Annotated in this window: 13 protein-coding genes; 4 read left to right on the forward strand and 9 right to left on the reverse strand. The window is 67.5% G+C overall.

Going from position 1 to position 15920, the window contains the following annotated elements:
* Nucleotides 1-7: 7 nt before the first annotated feature.
* The 6 genes from A5695_RS23385 to A5695_RS23410 all read right to left on the reverse strand — a co-directional run bounded on the left by A5695_RS23385 (nucleotide 8) and on the right by A5695_RS23410 (nucleotide 8114).
* On the reverse strand, nucleotides 8-337 hold the full coding sequence (locus tag A5695_RS23385) for a hypothetical protein (RefSeq protein ID WP_068088002.1): 330 nt from the start codon (nucleotides 335-337) through the stop codon (nucleotides 8-10).
* 1 nt (nucleotide 338) lies between these two features.
* Complete coding sequence (locus tag A5695_RS23390) at nucleotides 339-2672, reverse strand: CoA transferase (RefSeq protein ID WP_068088004.1); 2334 nt, start codon at nucleotides 2670-2672, stop codon at nucleotides 339-341.
* Between the two features lie 2 nt (nucleotides 2673-2674).
* Complete coding sequence (locus tag A5695_RS23395) at nucleotides 2675-4012, reverse strand: amidohydrolase family protein (RefSeq protein WP_068088011.1); 1338 nt, start codon at nucleotides 4010-4012, stop codon at nucleotides 2675-2677.
* A gap of 238 nt (nucleotides 4013-4250) precedes the next feature.
* On the reverse strand, nucleotides 4251-4664 hold the full coding sequence (locus A5695_RS23400; RefSeq protein WP_068088012.1) for a Zn-ribbon domain-containing OB-fold protein: 414 nt from the start codon (nucleotides 4662-4664) through the stop codon (nucleotides 4251-4253).
* 6 nt (nucleotides 4665-4670) lie between these two features.
* The gene (locus A5695_RS23405; protein ID WP_068088013.1) at nucleotides 4671-5879 is read right to left on the reverse strand and encodes a thiolase family protein; all 1209 of its coding nucleotides are present in this window, start codon (nucleotides 5877-5879) and stop codon (nucleotides 4671-4673) included.
* Nucleotides 5880-5888: 9 nt separating this feature from the next.
* Nucleotides 5889-8114 carry an acyl-CoA dehydrogenase gene (locus A5695_RS23410; RefSeq protein ID WP_068088020.1) on the reverse strand — a complete coding sequence of 742 codons (2226 nt, stop codon included), beginning with the start codon at nucleotides 8112-8114 and terminating at the stop codon, nucleotides 5889-5891.
* A gap of 151 nt (nucleotides 8115-8265) precedes the next feature.
* Between A5695_RS23410 and A5695_RS23415 the strand changes: the two genes are divergently transcribed.
* Nucleotides 8266-8853 (forward strand): TetR/AcrR family transcriptional regulator, encoded by a 588-nt coding sequence (locus A5695_RS23415; protein WP_068088023.1) that lies wholly within the window; start codon nucleotides 8266-8268, stop codon nucleotides 8851-8853.
* Here A5695_RS23415 and A5695_RS23420 read toward each other — a convergent pair.
* Both A5695_RS23420 and A5695_RS23425 read right to left on the reverse strand, forming a co-directional pair.
* Nucleotides 8791-10725 (reverse strand): pyruvate kinase, encoded by a 1935-nt coding sequence (locus A5695_RS23420; RefSeq protein ID WP_231974952.1) that lies wholly within the window; start codon nucleotides 10723-10725, stop codon nucleotides 8791-8793. The genes A5695_RS23415 and A5695_RS23420 overlap by 63 nt on opposite strands.
* A 169-nt stretch (nucleotides 10726-10894) precedes the next feature.
* Nucleotides 10895-11479 carry a TetR family transcriptional regulator gene (locus tag A5695_RS23425; RefSeq protein WP_068088029.1) on the reverse strand — a complete coding sequence of 195 codons (585 nt, stop codon included), beginning with the start codon at nucleotides 11477-11479 and terminating at the stop codon, nucleotides 10895-10897.
* A gap of 60 nt (nucleotides 11480-11539) precedes the next feature.
* Here A5695_RS23425 and A5695_RS23430 point away from each other — a divergent pair, with 60 nt between their 5' ends.
* The 3 genes from A5695_RS23430 (at nucleotide 11540) to A5695_RS23440 (ending at nucleotide 14972) form a co-directional block, all read left to right on the forward strand.
* On the forward strand, nucleotides 11540-12637 hold the full coding sequence (locus tag A5695_RS23430) for a DUF1214 domain-containing protein (RefSeq protein WP_068088031.1): 1098 nt from the start codon (nucleotides 11540-11542) through the stop codon (nucleotides 12635-12637).
* On the forward strand, nucleotides 12634-13806 hold the full coding sequence (locus A5695_RS23435) for a sulfotransferase (RefSeq protein ID WP_068088034.1): 1173 nt from the start codon (nucleotides 12634-12636) through the stop codon (nucleotides 13804-13806). The genes A5695_RS23430 and A5695_RS23435 overlap by 4 nt, the downstream gene beginning before the upstream one ends.
* Nucleotides 13807-13883: 77 nt before the next feature.
* A complete protein-coding gene (locus tag A5695_RS23440) occupies nucleotides 13884-14972 on the forward strand; it encodes a DUF190 domain-containing protein (protein WP_068088037.1) in 1089 nt (362 codons plus the stop codon).
* A gap of 1 nt (nucleotide 14973) precedes the next feature.
* On the opposite strand, the gene A5695_RS23445 is transcribed toward A5695_RS23440, so the two are convergent.
* Nucleotides 14974-15867, reverse strand: coding sequence for a fructose bisphosphate aldolase (locus A5695_RS23445; protein WP_068088041.1), 894 nt, complete (start codon nucleotides 15865-15867; stop codon nucleotides 14974-14976).
* Nucleotides 15868-15920 lie beyond the last annotated feature (53 nt).

Raw genomic sequence — 15920 nt, forward strand, 5'->3', positions numbered from 1 at the left:
TTCTACTCTAGTTTTCGTCCGCGACGACACCGAGATAGGTGCCGACAACGTCGCGTTGGCGCCCGTCGCGGATGATGGTGCCGATCTTCGTAGTTCGGGCATCAGCGAGTACCGCGCCCGCATCGACGACATCGATCCGCACGTCCACGGGCCGCGCCGTCTGTGGATCGGTGATCTCGACGACCATCACCACCGCACGCTGGCCCTCGTCCCACTCGACGCTGGTGATCCGGTGCCGGGCGGTCAATTCCATCACCACGGAATCCTGGCGCAGCAGGAAGCGAACGGGTGCGCACAATTCGCCGGCGCGGGGTGGGACGCACAGGGTGATCGCCACGTCACAGTCCCGCCGGCCGCGCGGCGATGGTTCCCGACTGCCGCAGAACGGCCAGGTCTTCGTGGCCATGCCCCAGCAGACCAGTGAGCACCTCGCTCGTGTGTTGGCCGTACAGCGGCGGCACCCGGCGAATCCAGCGCCGCGGCCTGCCGAGGAATGCGAACGGCATCCCGGTGCACAGGAAGGAACCGGCGACCGGGTGCTCGACGGCCTCCCAGAATCCGCGGGCGTGCAGGTGTGGGTCGCGCAGTAACTCGGCGGCCGGCGCGACGCGCGCCGCCGCGACGCCCGCCGCGCGCAGCGTGTCAACCGCCTCGGCCACCGGCCGCCGTGCGGTCCAGTCGGAGATCAGCTTGTCGATTTCGTCCGGTTGATCCCACCAGTCGTTCGCGGCGAGGTCCGGCCTGCCGAGGAGCCGGGCCAGGGCCGTCTGTGCGGCGTCGTCCATCGCGGCCACCGCGACCCAGTCGTCATCTCCGCGGCAGCGGTAGACCCCTTGCGGGCTGGCGTCGGGGCCGCGATTACCGTTGCGGCGCATCATGATTCCGTTGCGCGAGTATTCCACCAGCATTTCGGCGGCCACGTTCAGCGCCGCCTCCACCATGGTGGATTCGACGTGCATCCCGCGCCCATCGCGGTCGCGGACCACCAGCGCGGCCACCGCGGCAAAGGCCGCGTGCAGGCCGGCGATCGGGTCGCACACGCCCCGCGGAATCACCGGGGGGCCGTCGGCGTGTCCGGTCATCCATGCCATGCCCGTCGCCTGCTCCATCGTCTGGGCGAAGCCCACCCGGTCACGCCAGGGACCGTCGAGCCCGAAGGCCGGCATCCGCACCAGGATGGCGCGCGGGTTGACCGCGCGCACGGCGTCCCAGCCAAGGCCGAAGTTCGTCATCACTCGGGGCGAGAAGTTCTCGATCACCAGATCGCTCACCGCGATGAGCTCCAGCGCGATCGCCCGTCCCGCCTCGGTGCCCAGTTCGACGCTGATGCCGCGCTTGTTGCTGTTGCTGCACAGGAAGACCGGGCCCCACTCCCACCACTGCTCCCAGCTCGGTGGGCGGCCGGCGGCGAACCTCATGCCGTCGGGCCGGCGAACGCCCTCGACTTTGATCACGTCGGCGCCCAGGGCGCCCAGCAGTTGCGTCGCGACCGGCCCCGCCCAGAATGCGGTGAAATCGGTGATCCTGGTGTCGGCCAACGGCGGTGCATCGGGATCGGCGCCCCCGGCTGGACAGGCCCTCGGCGGCCAGTGGACCTTGCCGTTGTCCGCGCCCAGTCGGGGGACCCGCCCCGGCGGCCTGGTGGCCATCGCCTCGCTGCGATACGGGACCCTCGGCTGCAACATCCCCGCCTCCGATCGAACGAACACACCCCGCTCCACGAAATGGTCGATCCCGGACAGCATTTCCGGCATCGCGATCGGGGCCACCGGAATACGAAAGGCGACGGCGAGGTCGACGATCTCCTGCGTGGTGCGTGACTGGGTCCACCGGGTGACCATGTCGAGGAATTCGTCGCGGCGGGCGACCCGACCCTCGAACGAGGCGAGGTCGGCGTCGTCGAGCAGATCGGCACGATCGATCAGCACAAGGAAGTCCTGGAACTGCTGCGCGGTGATGGTGCAGAAGCCGACCTGGCCGTCGGCGGTGGGCACGATCGACGGCAGCTCCAGGCTGCGTTGCCCCAGAGGCGAATCCGCCCCCAGCACGCTGGCCGACATGGCAGACAGGCCGCCCATCGCGATCACCATCGCCTCGTAGGTCGAAACGTCGATGATCTCCCCGCGGCCGCTTCGCGCAGCATGCCGCACGGTCGCCGCCGCCACCGCCGCCGCGAACGTGCCCGCCAACCACTCACCGAGCTGGCCGCCGGCCTGCACCGGTTCGTCCTCGGGCCAGCCGCGGCCGGCGGTCGAGCCGCACAGCGCCTGCAGGATGAACTCGTTGGCCACCACGCCGTCGTCCACATAGGGGCCCGTCGTGCCGAACGGCGTCACGGCGACCACCACTGCCGACGGGCCGGTGTGGGCCGCGATCCCGTCGAGCGTCCAACCGTCGGTCAGGTCGGTCAGCACGATGTCGGCCCCGGCCAGCAGGTCGGCGATCTCGGACTGGCCATCATCGGTCACCGACTTCTTGCCCGCGGCAAGATAGCCGAACAGCGCCCCGGGCGGCCCGCCGGCTGATCGGCGCCGCAGCGAATCGCCCTCCGCCGACTCAACTTTCACCACGTCGGCGCCGGCGTCGGCGAACATCTTGCCGCAGTAGGACACCGCGATTCCGTTGGACACCTCCAGCACGCGCCAGCCCGCGAACGGCGCTCGGGCTGCCACGGTCAGTTGCCCAGGGTGGTGGCGCGCCCCGAAATTCCGGAAGCCTCCGCCGTCACCTGTGACTGCAGGGCGAACTGCGTCATCCGGGTCCAGGCGTCGCGGTCACGCTGGCTGGCCCGACGGCCGACGTGCGTCACCACGTCGACGTCGCTGGCCTGGGCGCGCAGGTGGCCGGCCCGAGCGTGTTCCTTGGGGATGTGCCGGAACGGGTCGAAAGAGTAGGCGGCCATGGCGTTTTCGTGGGTGATCTTGTCGATGGTGGCATCGTCGAGATGCCCCATGGTCGCGATGACGTCTTCGGGAGCGAAGGGCCAGTTGCTGTCGGAGTGGGGAAAGTCGGACTCCCAGCACAGCATGTCCTCGTTGAACCAGTCCATGTTGTGCACGCCGACCTTGTCGCTGATGAAGCAGGTGTAGAAGTGCCGCTTGAACACGTCGGCCGGTCCGCTGTAGCCGGGCGGGAACGTGGCCAGCGTCCAGCCCGAATGGCGGTGGTAGACGTGTTCGGCACGCCACAGGAAATACGGGATCCAGCCGACGTCCCCCTCGGTGAGCGAGAACTTCAGTTGCGGGAAGTCCGCCCAGAACTCGGCCCAGATCAGCTCGGTGAAGGTGAACATGCTCATCATCGACGAGGCCGTCATCTGCACGCTGGGTGGGGCGTCGGTGGACACCTGGGGAGAGCGTGACGCGGAGCCGACGTGCGTGCACAGCACCGTCTTGTGCTCGCAGACCGCCTCGAACAACGGATACCAATACTTGGTGTGAATGCTGGGCATCTGCAGCGCTTCCGGGTTCTCCGAGAACGTCACCGCGTGGCACCCCTTGTCGGCGAGGCGGTTGACTTCCTTGGCCGCCTCCGCCACGTCGAACAGCGGCAGGATGCCACAGGGGATGAACCGGCCCGGGTAGGCGGCGCACCATTCGTCGATGTGCCAGTCGTTGTAGGCCTTGATCATCACCAGGTTGACGTCGCGGTCGGGACCCTGGTTGAGCACCTGCCCCGAGAAGCCAGTGAAGTTGGGGAAGTTGAGACCGGCCAGCTGACCGCCGGCGTTCATGTCGCGGACCCGCTCGTCCACGTTGAAGCAACCGGGCCGCATTTCGTCGTAACGCGAGGCGTCGATGTTGTACATCTCGCGGGGCTTTCCCGCCACGGCGTTCAGGCCCATGTTCCGGCCGCGCAGCTCGCCGTAATACCACTGCTGGACGCCGTCGGGCTCCATGACCACCCGCGGAGCGCGATCCTGGTATTTCGCGGGGACGTGCGCGTCGAACATGTCGGCGGGTTCGGCGATGTGGTCATCCACGCTGATCAGGATCAGATCGTCCTTGTGCATGCCGCACTCCTTACCGCCGTACCGACTAGTAGATAATGGCGCCGATCACAGTGTCAACCGGGCGAGCGGTGTCGGCGCGGGCGGTATTCGGTTGTGTTGCAATGCCGGAGTGGGTCAGGCGTCGGCCGCGTCCTGAGGCCCTGCGTTGGGTAGACGGGCGACTAATAGTCCTGGCGTGAGTGTGCGGGTGGCCGCACTTTCGGGCCCGAGTGTGCGGCCGGGCGCACACTCGGCATCGTCACTCGACGGGTGCGTAGCGCAGCATCGTGACGTCGTGCTCCGGGTAGTCGAAGAACACCGGCCGCACCCGCATCCCGACGGACAGCTCCGCGGGGTCGACATTGACCATCTCGGTGGAAAACCTTGGCCCCTCGTCCCATTCGACGATGGCCAGCAGTTGCGGGACGGCGTCGGCGAAGTGCGGGCTGACGGCCCGGCGCGCGACGGTGTAGGAATACAACGTTCCCATGCCGGAGATTTCTCGCCATTCCAGATCGTCGGCGAGCGTGCGCGGCGCACGCACCCGCGGGTAGAACACGTAGCTCTGCAGTGACGGCGAATATTGAATGGCGATGCGATGCTCCGCCAGCGCGTCCCAAAACGGTGCGCTGGTCGGGGTTTTGACGGGCATCGGGCGCTCGAAGGTGGCCATGTTCGATCAGTCCCCCTCGAGGATCAGCGCGGTCTGTTCCGACAGGATCCCGCCGTTGCCGGAGACGAAGGCGCGGTGACAGTCGGGGACCTGCGCCGCGCCCGCCCGGCCCATGATCTGTCGGGTGGCATCGCAGACATGGTGCATGCCGCCGGCGAGCCCGGCCTGGCCGAAGCCGAGTTGCCCACCCGCGGTGTTGAGCGGGAAGTCGCCGCGGAAGGTGAGGTCATGGTCCGCGACGAACTCCATGCCCTTACCCTTCTCGCAGAACCCCGCGTCCTCCAGCGACAGCAGCACGGTGATCGTGTAGCAGTCATAGATCGACACCATGTCCATGTGTTCGCGGCTCAGATCCGTCATGGCGAACGCGGTGTCGGCGGCCTCGGCGATCGGGGTGTGCAGCAGGTCCTTCGCGTAGGTCGGGGTCTTGAACGGCACGTGCTCGCCGAATCCCCTGATCCACACCGGACGGTGACGCGTTCGCCGGGCGAGATCGGCATTGGCGATGACGACCGCCGCTCCCCCGACGCAGGGCATGACGATCTCCAGCATGTGCAGCGGGTCGGCGATCACCGGGCTGGCCAGGACGTCCTCGACGGTCAGCGGGTTGTCCTTCCAGATCGCCCCCTCGGTGTGGTTGGCATTGACCCGCTGGTCGACGACGATCTTGGCCATCGCCCTCTCGTCGTAGCCGTAGACAGCCGCGTAGCGCTGGGCGACCTGTCCGTAGGGTCCGTTCTGTCCGAGATTGCCATAGGGGATCTCGAATTCGGCCTGGGGAGAGCCGTATTGGTTGCTCGACGAGCCGAAGAACAGCGCGTCGACCATAGGCCTGGGTTTCTTCTTCGAAGTCGGGGTGATGTAGCGAGCCGGCAGCGCGCACAACACCGCGTCACAGATGCCCAGTTCGATCGCGGCCGCCGCCCGCCAGACCATGGCCGCGGCGCTGGCTCCGCCGAGGTCCACATGTTCGGCGAATCGCGCCCCGACACCCAGGTATTCGGCGATGGTCGACGGCACGAAGATCTCCGACTCCGCCAGGTGCGATGCCACGATTCCGTTGACGACGTCGCCGGGCAGGCCGGCATCATCGAGGGCGGCCGCGGACAGCTCCGCCCATTGTTCGATCGCGAACGGCGCGGGTGCGGCCTTGTTGAGCCGTTCGGGCGGGAGCTCGACGTAGCCGACGATCGCGGCTTCTCCGCGTAATCCCATGGGCGGTTCCTACTTTCGAGGTAGTCCGAGGATCATCTGCGCGATGATGTTGAGCTGGATCTCACGGGTTCCTCCGCCGATCAGCTCAGCGGGCAGGTGCAGGTAGCGCTCCACGATGTCGGGGTCGGCGTCGGCCACCATGGCCGCGCGCCCGGTCAACCGCAGGGTGGCCTCGAATGTCCTGCGCAGTAGCTCGTTCATCGCCACCTTGGCGATACTGGATGCCGGTCCCGACGCTTGGCCGTCGAGCAACCGGATCGTTTCCCGCACCCCCAGCGCCTTGATGGCGTTGGCGTAGGCGTCGAGTTCGCCGAGTGCGCGCAACGCGTCGTCGCGGTCCGGCCCGGGTTCGGCCGCGAGCCGGCGCAGCGCGGCGGCACGGTCGAACTTCACGTAACCGCCGATGGCCGAGCGCTCTTCGGCCATGGTGGCGATCGCCAGGTTCCAGCCATCGCTGGGGGCGCCCAGTAGCATCTCGTCGGGGACGAACACGTCGTCGAGGAACACCTCGTTGAAGTGCGCCTGCCCGGTGGCCGTTTTGATCGGCTGGATTTCGATGCCGGGCGACCGCATATCCACGATGAAGTAACCGATGCCACGGTGCTTGCTGGCTTTGGGGTCGGTGCGCGCCAGTAGGGCGCCGAGGTCGGCGTACTGCGCCAACGACGTCCAGATCTTGTGGCCATTGATCCGCCAACCGCCGTCCACCCTGGTTGCCCGGGTGGCCAGCGACGCGAGGTCGGAACCGGCGCCCGGCTCACTGAACAGCTGGCACCAATGAATCTCGCCCCGTTGGGTAGGCGGAATCAGCTTTTCTTGCAAGCCTTTTGGTGCGGCGGCCAGCACCGAGGGCAGGATCCACTCGGCGATGTTCAGCGAGGGCCGAACCAGACCCGGTCGCTTGGCGAACTCTTCGTCGATGATGAGCTGTTTGAGGGGACCCGCATCGACGCCCCACGGCGCCGGCCAATGCGGCGCGATCAGGCCGGCATCGGCCATCAACGTGCGCTGGGGTCCGGACGCCTGGTCCGGGTAGTCGCCGTGCGGTGCCGGCTTGTCGTTGCGCAACTGCATTGCGGCGTCCAGGGTCTCGGCCACCCAGCAACGAAACTGCTGTTCCGCGTCGCCCAGGTCGACCGACATGTCGCGTTGCTGAGTGCAGGTCAGCTGCCCGAGGCGCCGGGCCCAGCGGTTCACCGGACCGATCGAGGCCGCGAGACCGATCGCGCGCCGCCAATACAGATGCAGGTCGTGTTCCCAGGTGAAGCCGATGGCGCCGAACATGGTCAACGCGTCGAGGACGAGATCGGGCGCGGGGGCAACCGCGATCACCGCCGCACCGGCGGCGGCCATGCGATGCTGGTCGATCGCCTCGTCCACGGCCCGCACGGCATCCCAGGCCGCGGCGGTGGCCAGCTCGCTGCTGACCAGCAACATCGCGGCGTTGTGCTGCAACGCCTGGAAGGTGCCGATCACCTTGCCGAACTGTTCGCGGACGCGCAGGTGCGCCGTGACCGCTTCGACACACCACCGCACGATGCCGGCCGTCGCGCTGGCCGTCAGCCCCAGCCTGACGCACCGCGCGCGATCGGGATCGATCCCGGTGAGCACCCCCGGGCCGGCCGCCGGGTAGTCGTCGAGGCGTAGGATCCCGGCGTCGGAGACCAGGTCGGTGCTGTTTATGGGCTCGGTTGTCGCCGTGGGGTTTTCGGTGTCAACGCCGACCCAGACCACGGCGTCATCCGCCGTGCGCGCGGCGACGAGGACGACGCTCGCCGCACACACGCCCGCGGTGACCTCCGACGCGCCGGTGACCAACCAGCCGCCATCGTGGGCGTGCGCGAGAAAGTCGCCGTCATCAGGAAGCACCACCGCCGCGGTGCGGCCGGTAGCCAGGTCGCGCACCAGCGCCTCGGCGGCCGGAGAGGTGTCGGCCAGTAGGGCGATGGCTCCCGCGGCGACCGTCGGCAGCAAGGGGCCGGGCAACAGCGCCTTGCCCGCCGCCTCCAGAACGCAGGCAGCGTCGATCAGACGCCCGCCCTGCCCGCCGTGGCTTTCGGGCAGGTGCACCGCGTGAAATCCGTTGCCGACGAAGGCGTCCCACCATTGCGGCCGGCGCCCCGCGGCGAGGTCGTCAAAGCTGTCTCGGGTAGCTGAGATGGGCGCGTGCCGGGCGGCGAACTGCCCGACGGCGTCGCTGAGTTCCTGTTGCTCCGGGCTCAGTCCCAGGGTCACGATGGCGGCCGAGAGGTGGCTGACGTTGGCCGCACGGACTGTTACCCTTCGACTTCGGATGGCCTTACAAGACGAACCGTCTCGTCTTGTGGCAGACTACCGGGGTTAGACAGGCTATGTAAAGCGGGCCACGGCGGCAGTGAGGAACCATATGCCAAGCGATCTCACCCAGGTGAGCGCGCCAAGGCGCCGCAGCGAAAGGTCGCGCACGGCGATCGTCACCGCCACCCGCGAATTGCTTTTGGAACGCGGCTTCGACGGCCTGACCATCGAGGCGGTCGCCGCCCGCGCTCAAGTGGGCAAGCAAACCATTTACCGGTGGTGGCCCAGCCGCCCGGCCCTGGTCGCCGACGTCATGCTCGAGGACGCCGACAAACTGCTGGCGTCGGTACCGCACACCGACGATTTGGCCGCCGACCTGGTGGGGTGGGTGCGCAGGCTCGCCACCACCCTGACGACGGCTCGCGGCTCGGCGATGCTGCGAATCTTGACCGCTGCGGGTATGGAAAACGAGGACACCGCCGTCAAACTGCGGGCCGGATTCAGTGAGCCCCTGCACGAGAGCGTCAGGGCTCGCATCCTCGCCGATGGCGCCGACGAGAGCACCGCGGAGTCGGCTGCGGACGCGATCGTCGGCGGCGTCGTGTACCCGATCCTCTCTGACCCGCAAGGATATTCACGACGCCGAGCCGAGCGCACGACCCGCATCATTGTCGATGCCCTGACCGGTGGTGGCTGACCAGGACCGCAGCGGGCGCAACAACGCGTTCTTCTTGTAGTAGTGGTCGGCCATTCGCCGCATGATGTTGTCGAGCACCGTAACCGCATCGTCGAGGAACGGGCCCTTGTTGAGCATCACGCACTCGGCGCGTTCGCTCATCGCGGCATCGCTGATCTCCGCGCGTGACGGCAGACCGGTCTTGGCGAGTTGCTCAAGGACTTGCGTTGCCCAGATCACCGGCAGGTGCGCGGCTTCGCACAGCCACAGGATTTCCTCCTGCAACTCGGCCATCCGCTCATACCCGCACTCGACCGCGAGGTCGCCGCGGGCGATCATCACCCCGACCCTCGGCCGGCGCATCGCGGTGAGCAACAGCTGCGGCAGGTGCTCGAAAGCACGCTGGGTCTCGATCTTGAGCACAATGCCCAATCGGTCCGCTCCGAGTCGGTCGAGCTCAGCCAACAGCCGCTCGACGTCGGCCGGGTTGCGGACGAACGACAGCTCCACCAGGTCCGCGAGTTCGATCACGGCGACGAGATCGCTGACATCGCGGTCGGTGATCGCCGAGATCGGCAGGTCGGTGTCGGGCATGTTGATGCCCTTGCCCGCCTTCAGTCGGGCCTCCCCCTGCTCCGGGCGATCGATGCGCACGGTGAGCACGTCGCGAGCGACGGACACCACGCGCCCGCCGATCTTGCCGTCGTCGAAGTAGACGGCGTCACCCGGTCGGGCATGGTCGAAAGCCTCGGGCAGCGTGCAACCGATACGCGCGACGGGTTGATCACCGTCGACGGGCGCAGGTGAACAGTCCCGGGTGAGTTGCAGAAGGCTTCCGGCGCGCAGCACCAAGCTCTGCTCCTTTTCCGCGAGCAGACCCACCTGTGCCGATTCGTCTTCAGCGCGCAGCACCGTCCCCGTCACCAGGTAGGTGGTCTGCTGCGTCGTCACGACGAAACCACGTCCCAAGGGCTCGGTGTCGTCCTGGAGAACGAGGTGGCGCTGCGAGCCGCGCGCATCCCGGAGCACCAGCACGTCGCCGCGCCGGCGGTCGGCCAGCCACCGCATCGGCACCGTGAACACGACCATGCCCGGTTGCGGCGGGTCAGCGGGCTCTTCGGTCGAGGTCATCCAGGCCCTCGCCGGTGCGACGACCCGGCCGAGCTGATCTCGTCGTGGTCGAAGCTTCACCACACGTGGGCCCGGCTCGAGCGGCCCGGTGCGCAGTTTCGGCCCCGCCAAATCCATTGCGACCAGACACGTTGCGCCGGCCTCCGCGGCCGCGTTCCGGACGTGGCCGACCATGGCGCGCCATGCGTCTACATCGTCGTGGGCGCAGTTGATCCGCGCGATGTTCATGCCCCGCCGCACCAACTCGCGGACCAGGCCAGGATCGCTGGCGGCCTGCGTCGGCAGCGTGACCATGATGCGCGTCATGCGATGCGCCGGCCTGGGCCCCAGTAGTTCGACCGTGTGCTTACGCAGGATCATCGGCCCCAGCTTGATGGGAGCCGCGGACGGCGCAGGCGGGTGCCATGTCCCGTTCGCCATGGCCACGATGGCCGCACGGACCGCGGCCAGCGTGGCCTGAACGTGGGCTTCGCTGCGACCCAGCGACGACAAGCCGAACTCCGCGAGGCGCGCCTGGAGTTCGCGCAGATCGAATTGGCGGATCGCCCAATAATGCAGCAGGTTTCGTGCGCTCGCCTGGTGCTCTGGCGCTATCGTCGGCAACCACCGCGCCCAGTAGATCTCCGCCTCCCGCAGGCTTGCGAGCAGGCCGTCGATCTGCTCGAGCAGGGCCGTCAGCCCCCGCCGGACCTCGGCCTCGCCGGGTTCTCCGGCATGGGGCGGGGCCGGGTGGGCAGCACCGACCATGCGCTCAGCAGACAAGACAACTCCCAGCTCGGCGGCTCACGGCCACATGGTGTTAACGTTCGCGTAATGCTAAGGGCGCGAATCATCAAGGTACACAGCGAATTTACCGACCGGCTGCGGGTCAAGACAGGGGCATAGGTCCCTTGATGGGCCTCGGCGGAGGCAACGGACCGTGAGGTATTGGCTATCCGACCGTGATCGCGGACAGGCCCCGACCCACCCGCTCCGGTAGCGATCCCCCGTGACTAAGCCAATCGTCAAGCGCGATGCGTACGGTCGCCATCGCCAGCGCACCGATCAGGCGGGGCCTTGGGTCCTGCGGGGCCAATCGCGGCAGGCGCGGCGCGATCAGCTCGGCGATCGCCAGCTCATACCGGACGTAGATGTGCAGTGTCCAGGCAGCCAATGTGTCGGAAGACCTTGTTAGGACGGCTAATTCGCGGATCTGGTCCTCGATGTCGGCGAATCCACCGGCGAGCTCCCTGAAGGCGCCGATGACCGCATCGGTCGCGCTCAGGCGCTCGGGCTGGGCCGCCAGGGCGGCGGTGATCCGATTGAGCCAATGGACGGTCATGCCCTCGGCGACGGCGTCTTCCTTCGAGTTGAAGTAGCGAAAGAATGTCGCACGCCCGATGTCGGCCTCGTCGGCGATGCGGTCCACCGTGGTGCCGGCCAAACCGCGATCGGCTACCAGTTGAGCGGCGGCCGTGGCGATGCGTTGACGCATCGCCGTTCGCTTGCGTTCGGCCAACGATGTCGTGGCAGCCATTCCCCGCCTTTTCCCGCGAATCCGCGTCCAAGTCGTAAGACATAGTCTTAGCATGAGACGATGTCTCAGGGCACCGACTCGTCCGATCAGCCCGGCGCCAAGGCGCGGGCCGCGTGGGAGTTCGTCCAGCAGATGATCGCCGACGTCACCAAAATCGTCACCGAGGACGCCGAGTCCGAGCGCGAGCTGCTGGAAGGGATGCGGATGATCGCCCGTGTCTCGTCGCTGTGTGCGCAGATGTCGGTCGAGGCCGATGCCGAGCGACCCGCCTTCTTCGATATGTGTTCGGAGAACCGCATGGTCGGCGGACCCAATCCGGACGGCAACTACTACCTGGCGATGATCCGTGGTGACCGTAGCTACCGGATCACCGGCTCCCGCGGCACCAGCGCCTACCTCGGGCTGCAGATCCTGGCCGGAACTGGACTGACGCCGCGGCGCATGGCGGGCTACGTCAGCGACGTCGATTTGGCGCTGGCCGCAGGTGAATTCGCGCTTGTGCTCTCGGCGAACCAACCCGCCGACCTCGCCGGTGCCCAGTGGGTGCAGATCCCCGGCGACGCCTCCTCGGTGGTGGTCCGCGAGTACGTCGGCGACCGTGCGCACGAAGAACTCGCCACGCTGTACATCGAGGCGCTGGATCCCGCCCCGCCGACTCCGCTGACCGACGGTGAGCTCGCCGATCAGTTCACGGCGATGGCCTGGTCACTGATGAAGCTGACGACGCTGCACCGCACCATCAAGCCGGAATTGCTGGACAGCCCCAACACACTGCTGACGGCGGAGGCCGCCAACCTGGGCGCCGCGGACACCACCCCGGACAACCTGTACATGATCGGGACCTACCGGCTGCGCCCCGACGAGGCGCTGGTGCTCGACATCGCTCCGCCCGACACCCGGTACTGGAACGTCACGCTGGAGAGCATCTGGCACGAGTGCCTCGAACCGCGCGTGCGGCACAGCTCGGTGACGAACCGCGGCTTGGCACCCGATGCCGACGGTCGGGTGCGAATCGCCGTCTCCGCGAAGGACTTCGGGGCGGGCCACTGGCTGGATACCGGCGGACGGCATCGCGGCTTCATAACGCTGCGCTGGCTCGACAACCCCAGCCCGCCCGACGTGGAGGTGTCGGTGCGCCGATGTGAGGAGGCGGTATGACACTGCATGATCGATTCGCCCCCGAGCGGCTGATAGCCGCCGCCTGCGAGGAGGCCGGCAGTGACGACTTCGGCGCCGAGGGCTGGCGGCCCGGGCTGCACCGCTTGACCGACGGGCTGATTCACGACGCGCGGCTGTCGGACATCGGGGTCGAGATCGCGCACCTCGACATCATCCGGGCCCTGAAGAATCGGCTCGGTGTGATCGCTTGGCGCAAAGCACATCCGGAGGTCGCCACCAGACCGGTCACGGCGCCGATTTTCATCGTGGGACAGCCCCGTACCGGAACCACGATCCTCTACGACCTGCTCGCCCAGGATCGGCAGCTGCGCGCCCCGTTGACGTGGGAGGTCGACGAGCCCTGCCCGGTTCCGCAGCCGGACACCTATCACGACGATCCGCGGATCGCGCAGACGCAGGCCACCATCGACATGTCCGAGCAGATCATGCCGGGGTTTCTGGCCTTTCACCCGATGGGCGCCCTCGTCGGGCAGGAGTGTGTGCGCATCACGGCCGGTGAATTCGTCAGCATGATCTTCTCCGTGCAGTACCACCTGCCGAGTTACTATCGCTGGCTGCTCTACGAGGCGGACCACTCGGGCGCCTACCGCTATCACCGAATCTTTCTGCAGCACTTGCAATCCGGGGTTGCCGGCCAGTGGTTGCTCAAGTCGCCCGCGCATCTGTGGCAGCTAGACACGCTGCTGGCCGAATACCCCGACGCATTGATCGTGCAGACTCATCGCGACCCACTCAACGTCATCTCGTCGATCGCGGCCCTGACGCACCACCTCCGCCGGATGTGCAGCGACGAATCGAGCATCGCCGAGTGTGCGGCCCAGTCCTACGAGGAGATCGTCGTCGGCCTGGAGCGCGAGATGGCCCTGCGGGACAGCGGCGCCGTGCCGGCCGACCGCGTGATCGACGTGCAATACAGCGACTTCATCAACGACCCGTGGACCACGATCAAGGACATCTACCAACGGCTCGACCGCGAGCTGCGCCCCGACGCCGAGCAGAAGATGCGCGAGTTCCTCGCCGCCCATCCCGGCGACGGGGGCCGCGGCCGCTACACCTGGTCGGACACCGGACTGCAGGCGGGCGAGGTGCGCGAGCGGGTGCGCGCCTACCAGGACCGCTACGCCGTGCCGGCCGAAAAGCTGCGGTGAGCCGAGTCATCGAACACCGTTGCGACGCTTGGCGTCTCCAACCGAGTAGGATCGCCGCAAAGCGACGGGAGCGGGCCATGGACGAGGACTGCCTCAAGCTCACCACCTACTTTGCCGAGCGTCGGCGGACCGACGCGGGGTTTGTCTCCGATGTGTTGCTCGATCTGTATGCGCGGCACCGCATCGCCTGCGGTGTGGTGCTGCGAGGTGCCGGCGGCTTCGGTACCGGTCGTTACCTGAGAACCGATGAGTCGCTGACGTTGTCCGAGGATCCGCCCGTCGCGATCGTGGCGGTCGACACCAGGGCGAAGATCGAGGCCATGCTCGACCCAGTGCTCGCCGTCAAGCAGCGTGGCCTGGTCACCCTGGAGCGGGCGCGGCTGCTGCGCGACGGCGGGTCGCTGCTGGGCCCGCGGGAGCTCCCCGAGGAATTGCGTGAAGCAGTCAAGCTGACGGTGTACGTCGGCCGCAAGGAGCGAGTCAACGGGGCCCCGGCCCACGTCGCCGTCTGCGATCTCCTGCATCGGCGCCGGGTCGCCGGCGCCTCGGTGCTGCTGGGGGTCGACGGCGTCACCCACGGGCAGCGGCACCGTGCCCGCTTCTTCGGTCGCAACGCCAATGTGCCGATGATGATCGTGGCGGTCGGATCCGGTGAGCGCATCGCGGGCGTGCTGCCGGAGCTCGCCGGGCTGCTTGGCGAGCCGATGTTCACGCTGGAGCGGGTCCGCGTGTGCAAACGCGACGGCGAACTACTGGAACGACCGCACGCGCTGCCTGGGGTCGACGAACACGGTTTGTCGCTGTTTCAAAAGCTGACGGTCTACACCTCCGAGTCGGCCTTGGTTGACGGGGTGCCGATTCACCGCGCGATCGTGCAGCGGCTGCGTCAGCGCGACGCGCCCGACGGCGCGACCGTGTTGCGTGGCGTCTGGGGATACCACGGAGACCACCGGCCGCACGGCGACAAGCTTCTCTCGCTGGGTCGGCGCGTCCCCGTGGTGACCATCCTCGTTGACAACCCGGCCAACATCGCCGAATCGTTCGGTGTGATCGACGAATTGACCCGCGACGACGGGCTGGTGACGAGCGAGATGGTGCCCGCCGTGGTGTCAGACGAACACGACGCCGGCGGCGGCCCGCCGCGCATGGCCCGCCACCGCTACTAGATCAGCCGGCGACCGAGGCGTCGTAGATGGACTGGATCGCCTTGTCCAGCGTGGCGTTGAACTGGTCGTCGGACTGGTCGACCGCGAGCCCCTCGGTGAGCGCGCGGCTGAAGCTGGCGATTAGACCGGTGTTCTTCGCCAGCAGCTCGTTGGCTTCCTCGCGGGAGTAGCCACCCGAGAGGGCGACCACCCGCATCACTTTCGGGTGCTCGATCAGGGGGCGGTAGAAGTTCACCTCAGTGGGCAGGCTCAGCTTCAACATCACACGCTGACCCTCGGGCACGTTTTCGAGTTGCTTGGTGATCTCGTCGCGCAGCATGCGCTCCGCCTCCGCCTTGTCGGAGATCGAAATGGTGACCTCCGGTTCGATGATGGGCACCAGACCGTGCGAGAGCACCTGGTGGGCCAGTTCGAATTGCTGGGCGACCACGGCGGCGATGCCGTTGGCGTTTGCGCCGCCGATCACCGACCGTTCCTTGGTGCCGAAGACGCCCTTGCTGACGGCGCGCTCGAGCAGCTCGTCCAGTCCCGGGATCGGCTTCATCAGTTGCACGTCATCCGACGCCTCGGCCAGGCCCTTGTCGATCTTCAAAATGGGCACCACGCCCTTGGTCTCCCACAGGTAAGTGGTCGACGGCTTGCCTTCGATCTCGCGGTCCATGGTCTGCTCGAACAGGATCGCCGCCAGTACGCGGTCGCCGTTGAAGACGGGCGACGTGATGATCCGCGAACGCATTTGGTGGATGAGGTCGAACATCTCCTCCTCGGAGGAGTACGCGTTGTCCTCGATGCCGTAGAGGCGCAGCGCCTTGGGCGTCGAGCCGCCGCTCTGGTCGAGCGCCGCGATGAATCCCTTCCCCGACGCCATCCGGTCCGCTTGCTTCTCGTTTGGCATGGAAGTTCTCCACTCCTTCGTGGTCCCGTACGGTCACGGCCCCTGCGGTGCTC

It is taken from the genome of Mycobacterium sp. E1747 (assembly GCF_001667775.1).
Lineage (GTDB): Bacteria > Actinomycetota > Actinomycetes > Mycobacteriales > Mycobacteriaceae > Mycobacterium.

Coding starts and splice junctions, on each gene's coding strand:
- A5695_RS23395 (WP_068088011.1), bottom strand. CDS start 4,012: ATGCACAAGGACGATCTGATCCTGATCAGCGTGGATGACCACATCGCC.
- A5695_RS23430 (WP_068088031.1), top strand. CDS start 11,540: ATGTCTCAGGGCACCGACTCGTCCGATCAGCCCGGCGCCAAGGCGCGG.
- A5695_RS23405 (WP_068088013.1), bottom strand. CDS start 5,879: ATGGGATTACGCGGAGAAGCCGCGATCGTCGGCTACGTCGAGCTCCCG.
- A5695_RS23435 (WP_068088034.1), top strand. CDS start 12,634: ATGACACTGCATGATCGATTCGCCCCCGAGCGGCTGATAGCCGCCGCC.
- A5695_RS23445 (WP_068088041.1), bottom strand. CDS start 15,867: ATGCCAAACGAGAAGCAAGCGGACCGGATGGCGTCGGGGAAGGGATTC.
- A5695_RS23415 (WP_068088023.1), top strand. CDS start 8,266: ATGCCAAGCGATCTCACCCAGGTGAGCGCGCCAAGGCGCCGCAGCGAA.
- A5695_RS23400 (WP_068088012.1), bottom strand. CDS start 4,664: ATGGCCACCTTCGAGCGCCCGATGCCCGTCAAAACCCCGACCAGCGCA.
- A5695_RS23425 (WP_068088029.1), bottom strand. CDS start 11,479: ATGGCTGCCACGACATCGTTGGCCGAACGCAAGCGAACGGCGATGCGT.
- A5695_RS23440 (WP_068088037.1), top strand. CDS start 13,884: ATGGACGAGGACTGCCTCAAGCTCACCACCTACTTTGCCGAGCGTCGG.